This is a genomic window from bacterium (genome assembly GCA_008933615.1).
Taxonomy (GTDB): domain Bacteria; phylum CLD3; class CLD3; order SB21; family SB21; genus SB21.
Genome location: WBUR01000019.1, coordinates 50584 through 71763, shown reverse-complemented (window position 1 = coordinate 71763; position 21180 = coordinate 50584). Strand labels below are relative to the sequence as shown.

18 protein-coding genes and 2 tRNA genes are annotated in these 21180 nt (G+C 40.9%); 2 read left to right on the top strand and 18 right to left on the bottom strand.

Annotated features, from left to right (window positions below):
- From tuf to F9K33_08715, 13 genes are all read right to left on the bottom strand, one after another.
- The coding region (gene tuf / locus F9K33_08775) for an elongation factor Tu (protein ID KAB2879622.1) at positions 1-127 on the bottom strand (127 nt) is incomplete at its 3' end.
- A 63-nt stretch (positions 128-190) separates the two neighbouring features.
- A tRNA-Thr gene (locus F9K33_08770) sits at positions 191-264 on the bottom strand.
- A 20-nt stretch (positions 265-284) separates the two neighbouring features.
- Positions 285-357: transfer RNA gene (locus F9K33_08765), tRNA-Gly, on the bottom strand.
- A 286-nt stretch (positions 358-643) separates the two neighbouring features.
- Positions 644-1816, bottom strand: a complete 1173-nt coding sequence (locus F9K33_08760; protein KAB2879621.1) for a hypothetical protein — start codon at positions 1814-1816, stop codon at positions 644-646.
- Positions 1817-1867: 51 nt separating this feature from the next.
- Positions 1868-3199, bottom strand: a complete 1332-nt coding sequence (gene glmM, locus F9K33_08755; protein ID KAB2879623.1) for a phosphoglucosamine mutase — start codon at positions 3197-3199, stop codon at positions 1868-1870.
- Positions 3200-3415: 216 nt separating this feature from the next.
- On the bottom strand, positions 3416-6010 hold the full coding sequence (alaS, locus tag F9K33_08750) for an alanine--tRNA ligase (protein KAB2879620.1): 2595 nt from the start codon (positions 6008-6010) through the stop codon (positions 3416-3418).
- A 267-nt stretch (positions 6011-6277) separates the two neighbouring features.
- Positions 6278-8050: a B12-binding domain-containing radical SAM protein gene (locus F9K33_08745; GenBank protein ID KAB2879619.1), complete on the bottom strand. Its 1773-nt coding sequence runs from the start codon at positions 8048-8050 to the stop codon at positions 6278-6280.
- A gap of 309 nt (positions 8051-8359) precedes the next feature.
- Positions 8360-9118 carry a 1-acyl-sn-glycerol-3-phosphate acyltransferase gene (locus F9K33_08740; protein KAB2879618.1) on the bottom strand — a complete coding sequence of 253 codons (759 nt, stop codon included), beginning with the start codon at positions 9116-9118 and terminating at the stop codon, positions 8360-8362.
- Between the two features lie 28 nt (positions 9119-9146).
- Complete coding sequence (locus F9K33_08735) at positions 9147-9854, bottom strand: hypothetical protein (GenBank protein KAB2879617.1); 708 nt, start codon at positions 9852-9854, stop codon at positions 9147-9149.
- Between the two features lie 36 nt (positions 9855-9890).
- Positions 9891-10199, bottom strand: coding sequence for a hypothetical protein (locus F9K33_08730; protein ID KAB2879616.1), 309 nt, complete (start codon positions 10197-10199; stop codon positions 9891-9893).
- A 191-nt stretch (positions 10200-10390) separates the two neighbouring features.
- Entirely contained in the window at positions 10391-10855 is a 465-nt protein-coding gene (locus F9K33_08725) for a hypothetical protein (GenBank protein ID KAB2879615.1), read from the bottom strand.
- A 193-nt stretch (positions 10856-11048) separates the two neighbouring features.
- Positions 11049-11852 (bottom strand): hypothetical protein, encoded by an 804-nt coding sequence (locus tag F9K33_08720; GenBank protein ID KAB2879614.1) that lies wholly within the window; start codon positions 11850-11852, stop codon positions 11049-11051.
- 254 nt (positions 11853-12106) lie between these two features.
- Positions 12107-13597, bottom strand: coding sequence for a HAMP domain-containing histidine kinase (locus F9K33_08715; protein ID KAB2879613.1), 1491 nt, complete (start codon positions 13595-13597; stop codon positions 12107-12109).
- Positions 13598-13798: 201 nt separating this feature from the next.
- On the opposite strand from F9K33_08715, the gene F9K33_08710 reads away from it, so the two are divergent.
- Positions 13799-14947 (top strand): tetratricopeptide repeat protein, encoded by a 1149-nt coding sequence (locus F9K33_08710; GenBank protein KAB2879612.1) that lies wholly within the window; start codon positions 13799-13801, stop codon positions 14945-14947.
- A 301-nt stretch (positions 14948-15248) separates the two neighbouring features.
- The gene (locus F9K33_08705) at positions 15249-15656 is read left to right on the top strand and encodes a response regulator (protein KAB2879611.1); all 408 of its coding nucleotides are present in this window, start codon (positions 15249-15251) and stop codon (positions 15654-15656) included.
- On the opposite strand, the gene pyrR is transcribed toward F9K33_08705, so the two are convergent.
- From pyrR to F9K33_08680, 5 genes are all read right to left on the bottom strand, one after another.
- Positions 15653-16207, bottom strand: a complete 555-nt coding sequence (gene pyrR, locus F9K33_08700; protein KAB2879610.1) for a bifunctional pyr operon transcriptional regulator/uracil phosphoribosyltransferase PyrR — start codon at positions 16205-16207, stop codon at positions 15653-15655. The two genes, F9K33_08705 and pyrR, sit on opposite strands and share 4 nt — an antisense overlap.
- Positions 16208-16279: 72 nt before the next feature.
- A complete protein-coding gene (locus F9K33_08695) occupies positions 16280-18370 on the bottom strand; it encodes a hypothetical protein (protein ID KAB2879609.1) in 2091 nt (696 codons plus the stop codon).
- Positions 18371-18374: 4 nt separating this feature from the next.
- Complete coding sequence (locus F9K33_08690; protein ID KAB2879608.1) at positions 18375-19067, bottom strand: ABC transporter ATP-binding protein; 693 nt, start codon at positions 19065-19067, stop codon at positions 18375-18377.
- A 12-nt stretch (positions 19068-19079) separates the two neighbouring features.
- The gene (locus tag F9K33_08685; GenBank protein KAB2879607.1) at positions 19080-19940 is read right to left on the bottom strand and encodes a hypothetical protein; all 861 of its coding nucleotides are present in this window, start codon (positions 19938-19940) and stop codon (positions 19080-19082) included.
- A gap of 19 nt (positions 19941-19959) precedes the next feature.
- Positions 19960-21180, bottom strand: coding sequence for an FtsX-like permease family protein (locus tag F9K33_08680; protein KAB2879606.1), 1221 nt, complete (start codon positions 21178-21180; stop codon positions 19960-19962).

Genomic DNA, 21180 nt, shown 5'->3' with positions numbered 1-21180 from the left:
TCGACATGCCGCGTTGTGCCTGTACCATCGTGATCGCCGACGTCAATGTCGTCTTGCCGTGATCCACGTGACCAATCGTACCGATGTTGACGTGCGGTTTCGACCTGTTAAATTTTTCCTTTGCCATGTGAGTCTCCTTGCATGTTTATAATGTCCACATAAGTAAATCAAATTCATTCGAACGCCGATGAGCCTGAGACCGGAATCGAACCGGTGACCTCGTCCTTACCAAGGACGCGCTCTAACCAGCTGAGCTACACAGGCCTTGCAAATCAAGCAGCAAGAGCGAGAGACGAGGCTCGAACTCGCAACATCCTGCTTGGAAGGCAGGTACTCTACCAATTGAGTTACTCTCGCAAATTTAAAATTATTACACACAAATCCGCGTTATACTAACCGGGAGGTATCCTGCAGTATCAGGATGACAATCAAGTCACTCACGTGAGTAATTTTAAACTCAATAAAAACCTATAGAAAGATAGGCTATTATTTTAGAGTGCCCAATATATAGAAAAAAAAAGCGGTTGTCAAGTTTTTTTGAGGTTTTTTTATTATTTTTAAAAAGGTTAGGAGCAATTTGGAAAATAAAAAAGCAAGCTTTGAAAACAAAGCTTGCTTTTCCAAAATTACACTTTCGTTTTGGCTACTGCGTAACTTTCAAAAACTCCAATTTCATTGCCGAAGTGGTTCCTTCATCGTTGAGAAATACAACCCCGACGTTGCAGGTTTCCGGAAACTCGGTCTCAAAATTCGCAATCTCCACCCAGTCATCCTCGATAGAACTGTAATATGCCGTCCAGGAATAGGCTGATCTGACCAATTTCATATATACAAATCCTTTGACGGGCTCAACATGTTTTTCTGTCCGCGGTAAGTCAATATCATTTGCATATCCCTCAAGATAAACATACGATCCATTATAAAATACTTTAGATATAATGTTCTGCTTGCCGCTGTGTGCGCAAATTCCAAATCCAACGCGGTATTTACTCCAATCTGCTTTTACTTTTGCGATGGCCGTAAAACTCCCCTTGACGTCTACAGTCTCCACCCGCGGGGCGCGTTTATTTCCTTCTTTAGGATCCCATGTTTCATCACTAACGACGTTTACTGTAAGGTAGCCATCGCCGAGTAATGAATATTTTGAGTTCTGATCCTGGTCACTCCATTTAAAACTTCCAAAAGATTTATTGGCAAAATCAGTGCTTCCATCCGCCATATTGCTTGAAGTTGCAACTGAAGCGACTGAACTCACGGTAGTTGTTTCTTTTTTGATTTCAACCTTAGTTTCAGCAGGCTGCTCTACTTCTGCCGCTTCCACATCCATGTCGCCTGATCCGCTTTCAGAGTCTGTTACATCATCGTCTACTTTTATTACTGCAACATCCGGATCTGCGGTTTGAGCATTTAGCATTTTAAGTGCGCTCATCGCGCTTGAACGAGCTTTATCAGCTTTTTTCTGCGCTGCATAATTCTTATCAATTGCCTCAATAGGCAATAGCGCTAAGACATAATAATATTTTGTCATAGGATCTTGCCAATAAGACTCTATCCTAATGGAAGACACGGACGATTTGATTTCTTTTTTTGGATATTTGTTTTTTAGGATTTTTTCGATACCTGCTACGGCTTTCTTTTCAGCCTTTGCCCTGGCTTTATCGGCTTTACTATCCTTAGCGACACCCACACCGACAAAATTTTCTGATGAATAAATACCGGGATTATCAACCCATGAGGGTTTTTGCGCGTATGCATTTGTCTGTGCAAAATAACACAGTATAGCACCAACGCACAGCAATTTCGCTAGTTTTTTCATGACCGCACTCCTTTAAAATGGATTTCTTGAGCATTTAGATGACATAAATACTTAATGAAAATAGCTTGTAAACGATTTAATTAGCTTATCAAGTTCTTTTTGGGATTTTGACTCTGCAATAATTCGAACAATCGGCTCTGTATTCGATTTACGAAAATGGATCCAGGATTCCTTGAAAACAATTTTGACACCGTCCGTCAGGTCAATTTTTTCATTTGAATAATCTTTTAAAATTTTGTCAAATATTTTACCCGAGTCGATCTTATTCAGTGCGATTTTGTCTTTTTTCATCAAATAAAACGGCAGAAGCTCTACGCTGTCGGAAATTGTCTTCTTTTTTTCAAGCATATACTGCAGAATCAGTGCCATTCCAGTCAAAGCATCCCTTCCCAAATGGATATCAGGTAATATTACGCCGCCGTTGCCTTCGCCGCCAATAACTGCATGCACTTCTTTCATTTTTGAAGATACATGTATCTCACCGATTTTCGTGCGATGGCATTTTGAGTCATGTTTTGCCGCAATGTCATCTATGGCCATAGTGGTTGATGCGTTAACAACGACGGGTCCTTTCTTATGAGACAAAATGAAGTCCGTCACTATGGAGAGAGTGTATTCTTCTCCAATAGCCTTTCCATTATTTGATATGATCGCCAAGCGATCCACGTCCGGATCAACCGCAAAACCAATGTCCGCTTTGTGGTGCATTACCGCAGTTTCCAGAGCGCTTAGATTCTCTGCAGTCGGTTCCGGATTACGCGGAAAAATACCGTGCGCTTCTTCATTGATCATAATCACTTCACAGCCCAGTTCCGTCAAGAGTTTCAGAGCAATCACCCCACCGGCACCGTTGATGCTGTCCACTACTACTTTAAAATTTCTTTTTTGCAATGCGTTAACATCGATGTACGATAGCTCCAGTATCCTATCAATGTGATTTTGTATGGCATAGTCGTAATACTGAACTTTCCCAATCCGATCCCATTCAACGTATTCGATATTGTTCAGTTGAGCTAATTCCAATACCTCGTCCATCTGTGTTGGAGTTAAAAAAAAGCCATTTGGTCCAATGAGCTTTAGGGCGTTCCATTCAACCGGATTGTGGCTTGCAGTGATAGCGATCCCTCCGTGAGCGTTGAGGTTTTTGACTGCTATTTCCACTGTCGGTGTCGGCACAACACCAATCTCTATGATCTTACAGCCGGTTGCCAGTAAACCCGCTATGGCCGCCGTTTTAACTAATTCTCCTGAAACCCGCGAATCGCGTCCTATCACAATCGTTCCGCCATTGGCCCAAGTGCCGAATGCCGCAGAATATTTCGTAATGACTTCCGGATTCAAAGCATCGCCGATAACACCCCGAATTCCAGAAACGCTAATCATCAAATTAGACGGCTGTGTCGTGTTTTCACTTTTTGTTGATTTTTTTTGCGACAGATACGGTGATTCTTTAATTTTTTTTTCAATAATTCTTTTCAGCCTTCCCTTGCTTGATATCTTAATAGACGGCTCTTCATGATCTTTTTTAAGTTTTTTTGGCACGAGTGACCCTTCGTTTCTGCTATTTGCTTTCCTATTTTTCTTCATCTGTTTCCAGGATTATTGAATCATTGTAAATAAGCTTTTAAGAGCGTCGTTAACACGGCTAGGATCCTTAGCTCCCGCAGTCGCAAGATGTGGGCGGCCCCCGCCACTGCCCCCGGCTACTTTGGCAATTTCTTTTACGATCACACCGGCATTAAATTGTTTCATAAGATCATCTGTTACCACACACACAAACATCACATTCTCATTTCTTATTGACGCCAGGAGGCCGACACCTGATACTAATTTCTGTCGAAGAGTATCCGCAACTTCTTTGAGTTCAACGCCATCCGGGAGTTCGATCTTTGATGATACAACACGAATCCCATTAACCTTTTGAGCGTTGAAAAGAATTTCATCAAGTTTTGAAGTAACCAATTTGAGATTTAGCTGAATCAACTCCTTCTCAAGTTCTTTTTTTTTATTCGTAAGCACTTCAACTTTTTCCAAAATCTCTTCGGTTTTACAATTAAGTAATGTCTTTAATTCCTCATTGATTTGATGCTCTGCCTCTAAAGTCCTTTCTGCCAGATCTCCGGTAATTGCCTCAATACGCCGCACTCCAGATGCAATGCTTGATTCGGAAGTGATTCTAAAGAATCCTATAAAACCGGTAGAGCCAACATGCGTCCCGCCGCAAAACTCTTTGCTGAAATCACCGAATTGAACAACATTAACCGTGTCCCCGTATTTATCCCCGAAAAAAGATAGCGCTCCCATCTTTTTTGCATCGCTTATCGGAATATTTCGGTGATGCCGGAGGGGTATATTTTCGAATATTTTCTGTTGAACAAGGCGCTCAATTTTATTCAATTGTTCATCGGATATTTTTTCAAAATGAGTAAAGTCGAAACGCAAACGATTGGGTTCAACGACCGATCCGGCTTGATGAACATGATCCCCAAGTATCTGTCGCAGAGCTGCGTGAAGAATGTGCGTAGCAGAATGATTTTTTATTGTTGGCTCACGATGTTGTGCGTATACAATCAAATGCCCGGTGCGAAGTTTTTCGAGATCCATCCCGGAAGTATCATCTGCAAAATGGACAATATCATCACCAACCCTTTGCGCGTCCCATATTTCAATAACCATGTCCTTAAATTTAACTAATCCCTTATCCCCAACCTGTCCCCCAGATTCGGCATAGAACGGAGTTTGGTCAAATACCAACTGGAGATGTTTGCCATCCCGATTAATTTTGAGCAATTGCGCATCGCATTCAAGCGTTTCATAACCTAAGAACACAGATTTCTTTTCCTGAGAAACAGTTTGCCATTTCACGTCTTTGTTAATAAATATTTTTTTTCCTTCATCCCTCGAACGCTGTTTTTGTATTGTCATCTCTTCGGCGAACTTATTTTCATCGACTGTGAACCCGCGCTCATATGCGATTACGCGTGTAAGGTCAACGGGAAAACCGTAAGTGTCATATAGTTTGAAAACATCCTCTCCCGATATCTGTTTGATCCCTGCTTTCTCCAGTTTTCTTGCCACATCCTCAAATACTTCGATTCCACGATCAAGCGTATTATTAAAATTCTCTTCTTCGGTTTTGATTACTTTTTCTACAAAAGACTGGCGTGTTCTTATCTCAGGAAAAGCGTCTCCCATTGATTTCACAACATCGGAAACCAAGTTATAAATAAATGGCTCATGCATGCTGAGTTTTCTGCCGTACAATGCAGCTCGCCTGAGGATACGCCGTAAAACATATCCTCGTCCGTCATTCCCGGGAATGGCTCCATCCGTAATTGAAAAAGTAAGCATACGAATATGGTCGGCTATAACTCGGAATGATGCTTTGAAATGTTCATTTTCATACGATTTCTTTGTGCTCCGTTCAATGCCATTTATGATGTCCGTGAAGATATCAATATCATAATTTGATTTTTTGTTTTGCAACACGCGCGTGATGCGCTCAAATCCGGCTCCGGTGTCGACATGTTTGGACGGTAGTTCAATAAGACTACGGTCGGCATTACGATTGAACTGAATAAATACGAGATTCCAGAGTTCGATCACTTCCGGAGAACCGGTATTGACAAGTTTGCCCCCATTACCGTGCTCTGTCAGGTCTATATGAATTTCCGAGCACGGCCCGCACGGTCCCGTGTCACCCATTTCCCAAAAATTATCTTTTTCGCCGAAACGCTGAATATGTGAAGGATCAATATCTGTTACTTTTTTCCATAATTCTGCAGCCTCCGTATCGTCACGAAAAACCGTTGCGTAAAAACGGTGCTTCGGTAAGCCCCATATTCCGGTTAACAATTCCCAAGCCCATTCTATTGCTTCTTTTTTGTAATAGTCACCAAAAGACCAATTGCCAAGCATCTCAAAGAAAGTATGGTGGTACGTGTCGTGACCGACTTCCTCAAGATCATTATGTTTTCCACTGACACGAATACATTTTTGAGAATTGACGGCGCGAAAGTAATCTCGTTTTTCATTTCCCAAAAAAATAGGCTTGAATTGGTTCATCCCTGCGTTCGTAAAGAGCAAGGTTGGGTCATCGTTTGGAACAACCTGGCTTGATGGAACAAACTTATGACCACGTTCTTCAAAAAATTTTATAAATTGACGGCGTATCTCTTGTGACGTGAAGGACATTAGAATAGAAGCTCCGAACTGATTTAAATCGATATAAATTCGGCGGAAATATAGAAATTTATTTTGTGGAATCAAATAGATTTGTGGAATCAAATAGAAAAGGCAGTGATGAACACGATGAAAATCAAATCAGCCCTAGTATTACGATGCCATTCTTCCTTTTGATTAGTACAAAAATATTAGGCAAGCATTGGATTGGGTGTGATGAGATGCACTTTGAACGTAATGCCAAAGAATCCCTTCAACTATCGTTCGGGAATCAAATTGTTACGAATGTAGCCGTATCGGTTGAAGATTATTTGCTGAAAGTTCGACTAATATCTCATCCATCATTTGCTCAAAATTTTGCAGTACTTCTTCTGCGTAAGGCTGAAAGTCACGATGAATCCGATCAAATTCCCACTTGAGATCTGCTATCGATTGGTCACGATACGTTCCGACTATTTCCATAATTTCTTTAAGATCGATGGCCGAAATGTTATCAAATTTTTCTTTTACCATTTGCCTGAATACATCCAGTAATTTCTCCTTATAAACCCCGAGATTAGCCACCGCTAAGGTTTCGCGCGTAATCTTCATGAAATGATGGCCCTTTACAGCCAACGTAATGGCGAGTTGAAACGATGCTGGCCTGGTTAAAAGTACCTTGCTGATAAATCTAATATAATGCAACCCGTAGAACGAAAAAGTCTGACATGTCAGCGACATGATGAGCGCGCGCAACTCCGGCAAACGTATCCGTCTTTTTGCTCCGCGGTGCGACCTCAGTTTCTTCAACAGCGTGAAACAACGATGAAAATATTTTCCTGGTTTATAAATTTCCGAAAGCACTTGTCTGTATCCGTCGACCAGTTTGTTCATATTCATTTTTGGCACAAAATTCAGCCGTAGATCATGTGTGTTGTTTCCTGAAGTAAAAAGATCGACCAACCGGTTTTCAGTTTTCAGACGCTTGTATAACTGCGTATTCGGGAGTGCCGTAAGCAGTCCCACCATGGCTGCTGGTATCCCAGATTGCTGGATAAAATGAATCTGCCGTTCAAAAATATCTTCAGGATCGTTATCGAATCCGATAATAAATCCGCCGGTAACTTCCATGCCTTTTTTCTGAATTGTATGTATACTCTTAAGCAGATCTGATTTAATATTCTGCATTTTGTGCGTCTCCACCAATGATTCTTTAACCGGCGTCTCAATTCCCAGGAATACCATATTAAAACCTGCGGCAACCATCATATCCATCAATTCACTGTCTTCTGCAAGATTCACGCTCGCTTCCGTAAAAAGAGTGAACGGGAAACCACATTTCTTTTGCCACTCAGAAATAGCCGGTAAGAGTTCCTTAACATTCTTTTTATTACCGATAAAATTATCATCAACAATAAATAATGAACCGCGATAACCTGATCGGTACAAACCGTCCATTTCTTCTACAAATTGATCGGGAGTTTTTGTGCGGGGAATATGGCCGAACATGGAAACAATGTCGCAAAATTCGCAGGAAAATGGGCATCCACGCGAATATTGTAACGCCATGATGGCGTATTGTTTTGTATCGAGCAGGTCAAAACGCGGAGCCGGCGTCCGTGTAATATCCGGTTTGGTTTCGTCCGCGTAGATGTGTTTGGCGCGACCGGACTTGTAATCGTTCAGAAATTGCGGCAACGTTACTTCAGCTTCATTTAGGACGAAATAATCAACACCGGAAATTTGCTCATAGGAGCTTGTTGGATAAGGGCCGCCGGCCACAATCGGTCTGTGCAACCGGTTACACATCTCAACCACTTTCTCGTGCGATCGTTTTTGTACCAGCATCGTAGAAGTAAATACTATATCCGCAGTTAATATATCCTTATCGGTCAATTTCGATGTGTTCATATCAATCAATTTAACTTCAAAATCTTTCGGCAGCATGGCCGCAACGGTCAGTAATCCGATTGGCGGAATACTTGCTTTTTTTCCAATGAACGGGAGCGTGTAACGAAAACTCCAATATGTAACCGGCATTTCCGGATAGACCAATAACACTTTCGTAGACATACGGATTCCTTTCCGCTGGTGTTAAATTCAATTTATTATACTAAGTCTGTCAAAAAGCCATTTTATGCGGGACAGAAGACGTTAAGCTAATTTCGAAACGCCTCTCTGATTTCGAGATGGGCAACAGGAAAGAGGATTCCATTAGACTGGTAATGGTAACGAACTACAGATCTGACTTCTCAAAGAATGGCCAGTACGCCGCATCATTTTCACTCCCCCATTATAGTAAAACGAATTTTAAGATGCAACCTGCGGGACTGATTTAAGATTCCCATATTCACAACATATAAAAAAACTGAAATATTTAACCTACACTTCACAACCAAAACGTTCTTTCAACGGCCTGTTGATAATCTTCTTTACTCTTATTTGAAGGTCATCAGTATCTTTCTTGGTTAATCCGGTTGTGTCCACAATTTCATGGATAACCACCTCCGAAAAACCTGGCCCGGCTTTCCCTTCCCAGACACCGCTTCTCTGCAAGCGCTTCCAATTTGTCACAAATGTAACGGGCAGTATTGGAATTTGTTTTCGAATAGCTATGGAAAAAGCGCCTGATTTGAAGTCGCCTAGTTTCGGCGCGTGTTTTGGAATAGTTCCTTCAGGGAAAATCGCCAATGGATTTCCCTTGTCAATTTCTGTCAACATACGCTTGAACGCATCAAAAGATGCGCTAGGGCTATCACGATCAACCGCAATATTCATTTCTGAAGTATAAAAGATATGAAACAAAGGCCATTTTTCGATTTCTTTTTTTCCAACTGAAACAAAATACCTCTTAAATACGCAGTACATCACCGGAATATCCATATACGAACTATGATTCGCACAAATAATAAAGGAGCCGTTGCAGGGAATGTTAGAAACTGCGCGAACCCTCACCGGCGAAAAAGCAAAAAACTGCCAAACCAGAGCGTACCATCTCATCAATATAAATGCTTTGAGGAAACGGGAGCGGCTGGCTAATAAATAATAAAAAATCGGGTAACAAATGAGAAATGAAAGAACGAAATACGTCAGATAATAAATTTTATAAATAACTCGTAAAGGGAGTAACAGATACTTCATAAATAATTCAAACTGCTTTCAAGCACGCTCAATGCCCTATTTGGATTTCTGCCCCGCCAAGCAATTGCGTCTTCACATATTGAAGGTCTTTATCACCCCCGACTCGCTGTGCAAAAATACCCTGAATTACAAACTTGAAAGGTTTAGGTCCAAATTTAATTGTCAGCGCTGGCTCGGCAAAATAAGCGGTTTCGTCTTTATGCACGACCGCAATCTTCGATTTGAATTTATAGTAGTCTATCTTGGTTAGCCGACATGTCAATAAGGGGCCATTCGTTCCGCTAGGCGCACCGAATGCAGCCTGCAAAAAAAACCTGTGAAAATACCCGGTCGTCCTTGTGTTTACATTTATAATTGACTCGAAAAAGTCGCTTTTGGATTTTATTTTGCCCCTGCCATAACCAATATACAGATCGCCATGAACATTATTTTCAGGATTAAGTCTGCCAAAAAAACCGAGTCCGGGTTCAAAAAATTCTTGCCTACTTTTACCGAGTTCTGGCGCCAAAAAAAATTCCATACTGCCAACGGAGCCGTTGGCCATGATGCCCACATGATTCAATGGAGTGAAAGCAACCTGTACATCCCAAGAAGTCAAATTTCTAATGTAGCCCGCGCCATGAAACTCATTTTGCCCTGTGAATAGCGGAGTGTTTACAGCGTTTGGTACGTAAACTGGCGAGCATGACTCTACACCTATCATCAGAATGCTCAGAAAGAATACTAATCTTTTCATTAAACCTCTGCATTCTGGTAACAAAAATTCATATAATCAAGCGCGCTTTCCGCTGAGGTGAATCCAAAATTTAACCGATGGGTTCTGTGGGCGCTTATCTACAATTCTGCCTTGCTTATCCAATTCCTCCGTAACGGCAGCACAAAAACCCGGCTTACCTCTAACAGTAAAAGTCTCGCTTGTATTCTGTTCATATTCATATAGCCCGTCGAATAGCGATACCCTGTTGTCTTCCGGCGAAATCCATTCAACAGCGATCTGTTCCTCCGCCTGAAAAACATCTGATAGACGGGTTATAAAAGGTAGATTAACTTTGATAAATGAATGCGTGATAACTCGCGGCATTTCTATTCCCTAGTATTATGCGTCAGTTGATATTGGGGAAAGCTAATCTGTCATCCCCATTTCGTTTAATTCACAGTCCACAAGCTCTTCACCGCCCTTTAATGAGTAACGGATTTTTTTCGCCTAATAGTTTCCTGTCAAACATTGAAATAGATATAGATATAATCGAATGCAATAGATTGTATCCGTTCTTATCCCGGCGGAAGAGGCAACAGAAGTTGCGCTTTTCCGATATTTTTGTTGTCAGTCACCCCAAAAACAACCGCATGTGTATAGTCGGAGGATCTCGCTCCGGTTTGAATCACAAAACTATGGGCGCCTGCATAGCTCGATTCGACCGCTCCTAATAGTAGCTTCTTGGTTGAAGTATTTAGGTTCGTGGAGCCCGCATTGTCCGTCAGCCAGAATTGAATTGAACCTGATACACCCGTTATTTGAAAATCATTCAGCGTTTCAAATGTCTCTTGTAAAGTCGACACGTCTTGATATATTTCAAGTTGCCCTGTGATCGTCACGCCATTTAGGCCGCTGAATAATCCTATTCGAATAAGAGTCGGATAGTTATTTCCCGTGCCCGTGCTTGCGCCTGAATCGTTATGATTCATGCAGGCTATAGCGGTTATAACTAACAGCAGAGTGAATAGCACAAATTTCATTACAAAACTCCGGCCAGGTGAATATTGAACAATGCAGTTCCAACAAAATAACTGAAAACTGTTAAACTACGAAACCCAACAAAAAATACATACGCATTGAGTTTTTGTCAATGACATTCGTCATGTTTTACTGACCATTGATCACAAATTCGTAATAAGGTGATTAGTATGTTAGGATAGAATGGAAGGAAAACTATTTTTGCCAGAACTTTTCATCAAAACCTTTTGTCAGGATGCTATAATCTATCCTTAGAATTTCGGTTAGTTTTTTGATCATATCTTTCACGGCGGGTTTTTCTGACTGAGCTAGACTGGGTGAAAGCCTGAAAAGCGGCTGAGCGCTCTCCACACCTTTCAGATTATGTTCAAAAATGTAGGCAACAAGCAGCTTTTGATTAAGCTCATTCATCTTCAGAATGATCTTTGCCGCTTCTTCGGAGTTTTTAGCATTTAATGTCTGATTTATCAGTTCCGAATAGTCTGCATTGAATAGCAATTTGACCAATTTCTGGTTCATCTCCTGTCCGATTATCAGATTGGTTCGCGATAGCATCTTCGTAACCGACTCGATACGGGCTGTGGTATTGATTACTTGGCCAATGTACGTAACCACCTGCCTGTCGGATTCCACTACTTGAACACCGCGCAATGATCCGCTTTCCAGACCCATGCCGAATCCAAGCGGGTATCCGTTTTCTTTTTCAAATTGTTTAACGCGTGCGCTCGCTACTTTCTCAAAAACCAGTGCAAAAAGAAATGCAGATACATAGTGGAATTCTCCGAAAAAACATAAAAGGAACCCGTCACCTGTTGAAGTATAATATGAACGCTCACGTCCTTCAACGATTTTCAAAAGTTTCAATGCATCTACTGTTATAGACTGAAGAAATGATAAAAATCGGTCAGGTCCATCCTGTTCAAATTTCTGTAGAGTCGGCGTGAAATTTCGTAGATCGAACATCAGAGAGGAAGCGTCGCGCTTTTCGTATGAACTCATATTTTTTAGTTTTTAGACTAAATCAGCCGGGTAGCGTGAAACATGTTAATTAGCCTTAAATTCCGTCTATTGGCAACTAAATGTAGTTTATCAAAATTGATTTGCCAATGAGATTTATTGGAATATACCTATAAATATGATTACCAATATTATTATTTTGCTTTGGATATGAGGGGAAAAACCACCAAAACTTTGCCGTAGTTATACGGAATCGTCGGTGCGGCATGTTAGACGGAGAATGTTGCAGAAGTAAATTAAGCGGCAGGTAATTCCACAAAAAAATCTGTACCACGGCCCGGATCAGATTTAAAATAAATACAACCGCGGTGCTGCTGCATAATACCATAAGCAAGCGAGAGGCCTAGCCCCCTGCCTTCGCCGACATCCTTGGAAGTAAAAAAAGGATCGAATACTTTGGATTGGATACTCTCTGGAATTCCACAGCCGTTATCGGAAATTTGAATTCGTATCACTTTGTAATTTTCCTCATCATGGCTTATGTTCCCGTCACTTACCATACCGGTAATAATCGTAATTTGACCGCCGTCATTCTTTTGTGCGAGTGCGTCCATTGCATTTTCGATCAAAGAAAAGAAGACTTGATTAAGCTGACTGGCGTAACATTCAACTTTAGGAATTTCAGAATAATTTCTAGTAATCGTAATGTGTTGGTTCTGTCTAGCAAAAAGGTCAATGGTGGAGTCAAGCCCTTCATGAATGTCAACGAGTTTTTTTGCGGATTCGTCTAACCTTGAAAAATTTTTTAATTTATTCACTATCTCCGCTATACGCGATGTGCCGTGTTCGCACGACTGGATTATCTTTGCCAGGTCGTCAACAATAAAATCGTATTGAATCTGCTGTTTGAATGCATGAATACGCCTGCTCACGTCATCGTTCGTTTTCGGGAAGGTCTCGTAAAGGCGAACGAGTTCTTTAAGGTCATTCAAGTAGCCTTCAATATTCTCTAAATTTCCGTGTATGAAGCCCAACGGATTATTTATCTCATGCGCGATACCGGCCGTCATTTTCCCGAGTGAGGCGAGTTTTTCGGATTGAATTAATTGTAATTCCGTTGTTTCAAGTTGTTTGTATGCGGCTTCCAATTCGTTTTTCTTTTTTCCTATGCTGAATTGATTGTAAAAATCTTTTCGACGCAGATTGACGTTTATGTACGAAGCCGCCAAACCTGCAACGGTTGCCATCAGCATGACTACCTGACGGTAGAGAAAATCATCGGCATTCACGTTCTGCTGTAGAAAGACGATCGCTAAATTGGATCCAAATATCAGGATAAACACATAAACGTATTCCCAGAATGAAAAATAAAAGAACGCAATTATATATATGATCACTAGTATATAAATCGGATATGTCGGTGAATCATAGCCCCCTAGGCGAATTATAAAAAAGGGAAATGTAGCTGCCCATGCTGTAAACAAAAACAGCGAGATACTGCGGATATGTGTTTTAAAAAAGGAGTAACGCGACAATAGTATCAACATGAGCGCCAGTCCGGAGAGAAATGTATTATAATAAGGAAATCCGAGGTTACCGACTATCCGGCCGTACGCCACGATAATCTGGCTAAAAATGACGAAATAAAGAAAAACGACCGAGTTATGAACATTTCGATCATTCATCAACGAAGCATATTGCGATGTGGCTTCGGGTGACTCCTGAAAAAACCTGTCAATCTCAACGCTGTCAAATCCCGCAAGTTTATCAAAAAATCTGACCAACATTATTTACCTGTTTAAATAGGCTGTTTGTATGTCGACGTTATTTTGTAAACACTTCACGCATAATTTCTAATGTAAATATTACAAAAGTAGATTTGTTTATAAGTAAAGTCAAATCTAATTTTACCGAAAACAAATAATTTTCTTGTGAAATCGAATATAAAAGTGTTATCTTCTGTTGCTACAAATTACACGGGGGCATTTATGGATCAAATCGGAATCAACAGCAACGTATACGCGGGCGGGAAAATTTTTCATATACAGACGTCAGGAAGTCTGAATGATCTGATGGTACAGTCTGAAATTTTTGAGGCCGGCAGGGTAATTCTTGTTCAAAAGAAAAAATACGAAGGCGGTAAAGGGAAAGGCCCTGACGATTTCAACGAATTTCTGAAAAATTATCATAACGAAATCGCTTGGGAACTTGAACTTCTATTCTTCATGCGCGATAAGATAAGGTCGACAAGCCACATGGTCTCTAGCAGCAAAATCGGACTATTGTTTTTGCGTAAAGGACTATTAGATGAAGCCATCACTGAGTTCTTGTTTACTATCGAAAAAAGCCCAGACATGGTTGAGGCGTATAATAATCTTGGGCTCACTTATATGCAGCGAGGCGATTATAAAGACGCTATCGCCATCCTAAAACGCGCAACGGATATGAAACCCAATTTTGCGGATCTTCATAATAATTTGGGCGCCGCGTACAGTAAGGCTAAGATGTATATTGAAGCACTAAATGAATATCAAGAAGCATTGAAAATCAACCCTAATTATGTTCTCGTGCACCTCAATATCGGTGAAACCTATCTTCAAAGTATTCAAAATTCACCGGAAGCTAACGGCCTTCCGTCGGTATCGGACCGTAAAACCGAGGTTATGGAACTCTTTCAGAAAAGTTTAGTAACCAACCCCGATTTTGCAAATTATCGATTTTATACATTTCGCTTTGAAAAAATTGCAAAATATATTGAGACTGACGCTTATGCTCAAGCTATTGAAACTATCTCGGACATACGAAATTCAATTCTACGTCCAAGCCTTGATGAAACCATACATGGCTTCTATTTGAAATTCTTATTTGGAGGCGCAGGCAAAGACGAAAAAGTATTGATGGATTATCGCGGCAAATTGGAAAAACATATTGAGGAGAATCCGCAGTATGCCGACCTTCATAATTCGTTGGGCTTGGTGTACCTAATCCAGTGCCGCAATTTGTTTTTGAAAGCCATGACCCAATTCAAGAAGGCATACGAGATCAATCCTTCATACAAAAGCGCGTATAAGAATTTCCGCTTAGTTCAAAACGACGGGCGTGAGTTCTTGAATCTCTTGCGTGCAATTTTGAAATAAATATCCCCGTTTTGTTATGTTGTGCTCTTTAAATCCCTGACATCTTCAAAAGGCGCTTCACAGAACTCTCCTTCCGTTCTTTTACCACAAATTAAACTGACCAAATACCCGTCAAACCCATTTTTGTCGTCATACACTAATCGCAATCCTCACTCTTTTTGTATCGTTTTGATACTAAAACAATACCGCAGTACAGAAGACCCTACGCTATTTGTGACTCTCGTCACTAAGATTGCCTAAAATACCCATTTTTTCAATATGGCACGTCATTTGTTGTATAAGTCATGTGAAAGGGGCTTTTATGACAAACAAAAACATTATCCCGGTTGTATTCCAGCAAACAAAAATATCGAGAATACTCATTGTTGAGGATGAACCAACCCTAAGCGTCGTATTGTGCGAATTCTTGCGTATAATGAATTTCGAGGTTACTTGTGCAGAAAATGGAGTTGAAGCGTTGGATCGAATGTGTCTGACGAAATTTGATCTTATTATCACCGATGTGATGATGCCGAAGATGGGAGGACTTGAATTGATACAGAATATCCGAAAAGTCAAGCCCTTTCTGCCGATTATCGCAGTAACAGGTTCAGACTACGACACGGCTCTGGAATTACAAGATAGCTTTACAAAAGCAGTCCGTAAACCATATGCGTTTGATACGTTATTGAGTAAGATATACCAATTTGAGATTGTATATTCAGACTAACCTTTGATGACAATGATTACTTCATCCAGACCATCTTGCTCCGTCATTTTAACTTTCACTTCTTCGTCGAAAGCCGTTGTTACCTCTTTCCCAACATAATCAGGCTGTATGGGCAATTCACGATGGCCCCTGTCAATCAAGACCGCAAGTTCGACCTTAGCCGGCCTCCCAAAATCCATAATTTCATCCAATGCTGCCCTTACTGATCTTCCTGTGTATAAGACATCGTCGATCAAAATGATGTTTTTATCAGTAATATCAAACGGAATGTGCGTACTTTGAACCTGAGGCTGTTTTAGTTTAGCCCGTGTGTCATCGCGGTAAAAACTAACATCCAAAATTCCCAACGGGAGCATGCTCCCCTCAATACTCTTTATCTTTTCAGCAATTCGTCGAGCTAAAAATTCACCTCTGGTACGAACGCCGATTAATGCCATATTTTGTGTCCCTTTATTATTCTCGATCATTGCGTGTGCCATTCGGGTTATGACCCTGGTAAAATCGGCCGCATCCAGTAAGCGCGTTTTTAGCTTATAATTTTGAGCTGACATAATAATTACCTTCTGTTTTAGATCATAAAATGAACATCAATCCTATTAATATAAGATCTTAACTATGTTTAGCTATTTTTTACTGGTGCGGGGGCTTTGAGAGATCAAAGTCTCAGCTATGAGCAGAACAAGCACGCCAAAAACAAACCATTTCCATAGTTCTACTCCAGATCGTGACTGCAAAATCATGGTAGAAATGTCTTCGGATGCATCAACTATCTCATACTGCTTCGAAGAAATTATTTCCTCCAATTTCGTACGATCAAGTTTCCGATAACCAGATGGGTCATCAACAGTATTCAGGTCAAACATAACTTTCAATTCTCCCCTATGAAGCACTTTGTACGTTCCCGGCATTTCAGCCGTTGGCACACTTATGAGAATATCCTCTCCAATTTGTTTGATCTTTGGCCGTAATTCTATCCCACTCGGGTCTATTAAGCTAATGTTCTCGCCCGAGGCGGCGTTTAATCGCAATTCGATGGGTTCGCCTGAACTATAACTTTCATTGATTCCATAATTTTTTGAATATAGATAATGTATGGAACGGTTGATGAGCGGAACAAATATGCCTTTTATCGGCCAATCACTCCATGTCAGATTGGCGGCACTCAAAAAAAGCAACGCCCCAAATTTCTTTGAGGCGGATTCCTCTAGAAAGGGCTCGTTATTGGAGTACGCGATCACCGTCTGAGATGTCGCGGTTCCGCCTACATTAAAATACTTCTGAAAACTCGGTGATTCCAATGGCTTTTCAGATGTAATATTTTGATCAAACATACCCCGAATGATCGGATGCGAATAATCTATCTTACCAAATTTCATATGAGCGTCACTTCGAATTGAATTATCCGACAAATTCAACATCTGACCGAAACCAATTGTTGAAAGTAATGTGTTATAATTAGATATATCGGCATCCGAGCCCGGTATGATCATTAGCCCTTTCCCTAGATTTAGAAACCCTTCTAATCTACGCATGAATAAACCATCTAATCGCGGAATATTCGACAAAACAATTACATCAAAATCACCTTGGTTTTCCATGGGCAACTGCGCAGCATTTACCGTCTTGACTTGAATCAGTGGGTTCGTTTGAGCCGTAGGATTCAAAGCCAATTTTATAAATTCAATATCAGATAATTTGTTACCCGCTAACAAAACATTGATACGGTTCGGTACGAAAACGTGAAAAAATTTTTTATTATCAGCAGCAAAAGGATCGTCGTCAATTTCAACCGAACCTTGTATATAACCGGATTTTGAAGGTATGATTTTCATGTCAACGACTGACTCGTCGTCGGCATTAAGAGTGACGGACGATTGCCCTACTCTGCGTCCATCCAAGAAAGCATTCAACAAAATATCTTGCGCATTGTTATGGCCAAAGTTCTTAATAATTACCCGAATCTCGACAGGCTTATTGATTTCAATGATCTTACTCATTACTTGGACGCTGCGGATGCCTATATTTTTCATTTCTTTTGGAGAAAGGTCAATAAAGATTGTTTTAATATCGTTTTGCAGAATAATTTTTTCGTCAGTAAAATTGGATGCCTGAAAAGTAGTTAAAACGTATATTTCCCGATTAACGTTTCTTGCCGATTCAAATTTCCTGTTTGCCAAAAAAAGCGACTCAGTGATATTGGAATTCGCATAACTAAATGACATGCTTTTTACAAGCGCCTTTAACTCCGTAAAATTTTGCGTGAAGCCCTCATTACCGCTATACAATGATCTACGACCGGCAATTATCGCTGCTTCGTCTCCCTCCTTAAGGTAATTCAGAATTTCTTCTGTTTTCTTCTTAATCGCGTCAAGAATCATTCCATTTTCTGAAATATAGGATGCACCAATCCCGTTATCGATGACAATAGCAACGGAAGTTTTTGCATGAGCGTCAATGGTGCCATGGCTCTCCATTTTCGAAACGGGCCTGGCAAATGCCATAACCGCCAGTAGCAAAATTGAAGTTCGCAGAATCAAGAGCAGGATTTGCCGGATCTTGATCTTCTTCATTTTTTTCTTTTGGAGCGATTTCAGAAAGGCAAGCGTGCTGAATTGAACAAGTACTGATTTTTTACGATTCAGTAAATGAATGAGGATTGGAATCAATGACAAAGCAAGCGCGGATAGGATAATCGTATTTAAGAAAGTGAACATACTTTTACCTGCGTGTATCAGAACTTATTTTACCGTCAAACATAGTTATAGTGCGATGAGACCGCGCCGCTAGCATTTCGTTGTGCGTCACGATGACAAATGTTTGATTTTTCTCCTCGCACAATTGAAACAAAAGGTCATGAAGACTCTCGCTCGATTCTCGGTCGAGGTTGCCTGATGGTTCGTCGGCAAGGATCAGCTTTGGATTATTCATTAATGCTCTTGCAACAGCGACTCGCTGCTGCTCACCTCCGGACAGTTCATTCGGACGATGATCCATGCGGCCAGATAAGCCGACATTTTTCAGAAGTTCTTCACCGCGCTTTCTTGACTGATCAATCGATTTTCCCGCTATGAGCGAGGGCATCAGCACATTTTCAAGGGCCGTAAATTCCGGCAATAAATGATGAAACTGAAAAACAAAACCGATCTTTGCGTTTCGAAATTGCGCCATTTTTTCCTCTGATAATTCATGCGCCGTGACCCCGTCTACCGTCACCCTACCCTTACTTGGCCTGTCTAACGCTCCCAAAATATGGAGTAGCGTGCTTTTCCCGACGCCGGACGGACCAACGATGGATAATATTTCACCCGCTTGTATGTCAAGGGTAATGCCCTTCAGTACAGGCAATTCGCCCTTTGCCATAACGTATGATTTCGTGAGTTGATCCGCTTTAACAATATAGTCAGAATTCATTGTAGCAAAGTCCTATTTATATTTTTCCATAGTGAAAGTCGACATGAGCGAACCCTTAAAATCTATGATTGCATCTGCCATACTCGTCACACCAACGGCTTCCGTTGTAATACTTCCGTTTACGATTTTTCCCTCTGCGATTTCGAAGTAGAAAATTCCCTCGATTTGTAATAAAAAATCAAGTTCCGGACTATCCTTCAATTCAACTAATTTTCCATTTCCGGAAACCTCAAGATGCAAAACTATTTTGGCGACACCCTCATCTACGCTTTCAAGTGTATACAGGCCGCGTACATCCGGCCTTTTTATCCCATATGATGAGCCTGCCAGCGCAGCCAACTGTTCTGCTTCGAAAACTTCCGTAACATCCCATGTGTCCCCGGCTTTTAATGCCCGATCCGGTAGTGGAACGAAAATATTACGCAAGAGGGACAAACTTTCCGATTGATGCACACGCTGACTATCCGAGTACTGGTATTGCACCGATTTAGGCAAAATCCTTCCGAACCGGTCAAAGGTTAATCTAAGCTCGTCGCCTTTAAACACTTTGGAAAGTTTATAAGTCAAATTCTTTCCATTTTCTGTTTGACGCGTGAGTTCAATACGAATTTTCATATCAGCAGCCTCGTCGTCCGCGCCTTCGATCTCCTGAAATAAATCGAAACTCGTTTCGCCCGAAAAAGAATTGGTAAACGTACCGGCAGTCGTTGAGAAATTTTTATACGTACTGGCCGTTATTCGGTATTTATCACCTTCCTTGTATTTATAAACCAATACGTAGAATTTAGCTTTCTGTGAATAGACGTTAAACGACAGACATCCAGTCAGGAAAACTATGAGAAAGAAATGAACTTTGGCTGATTTGAAATTCATGAATAATTCCCTTATTAGTTTATGATCGCAACGCTTCTACTGGCAATAGTTTGGCTGCTTTACGTGCCGGATATACGGTGGAGAAAAGACATAAACAAAACGCAACGATCACTATTGCAAAAAAATCCACCCATTTCAGTTCCACAGGCAATGCATCCAGAAAAAATATGTCCTGCGGCATTTTGATAATTGAAAATTGCATTTGTATAACACAAATTCCGTAGCCTAACAAACATCCCATCAATATTCCAATACTCCCTATAATAAGACCCTGCCGCATAAAGATTCCCGAAACAACATTGGAACTTGCACCCATCGACTTCAAAATGCCGATTTCTGCAGTTTTTTGCATAACGACCATAATCAATGTACTGACAATGTTGAAACCTGCAACCAAAATGATGAGACTCAGCACCACTAACGATCCCCATTTTTCAATTTTCATGGCGCTGTAAAGATCGCTGTGCTGATCAAACCACGTTTCTACTACGTATTTTTCTCCTAACGTCGCCGCTAATCTGTCCCGCACGTCAAATGATTTGTCGATATGATCAAGCTTCACGTCTATGCCAGTTATTTGATCTTCCATTTCAAATAAATCCTGTGCATCGCTAAGACCGACGAATACGTACGCATTATCGTATTCATACATATCTGTTTTGAATACGCCCGATGCACTGAAGCGCTTTGCGATCGGCATACTGAAAGGACTCGTTACTCCGGCAGGACTTATTACAGTTAACGTATCCTGGGCGTTTACATCGAGTTGGAGAGATAAACTGTAACCCACGAGCATTCCATTAAAGGCGCTGTCTTGCTTCGAAAAATCAACTTTGCCATGCAGAATGCTTTTTTCTAACGTCGTCACCTGAACAATTGTTTCCTCTGTGGTTCCTTTTACAAACGTCACGTGATTTCCGGACGAACTGGTGATCATCGCTTTTTGCAGAACATATGGCGAAACTCCGACCACGGATTTTTCTGAACGAATTTTTTCAACCACTTCATCCCAATGCGTGATACCTTCATCATGCGGTTTCATAATCTTGATATGTGAATCAAAACCTATGAATCTTGATTTGATCTCACGTTCAAATCCGTTGAGAATGGACAACACGAGAACGATAGCCATGACGCCAACCGTTACTCCAACGACTGAAATTCCTCCGATCAACGTCACATAGAGGTTATCGCGGCGCGGTTTTAGGTATCTATTTGCTACGAAATGCTCAAACTTCAA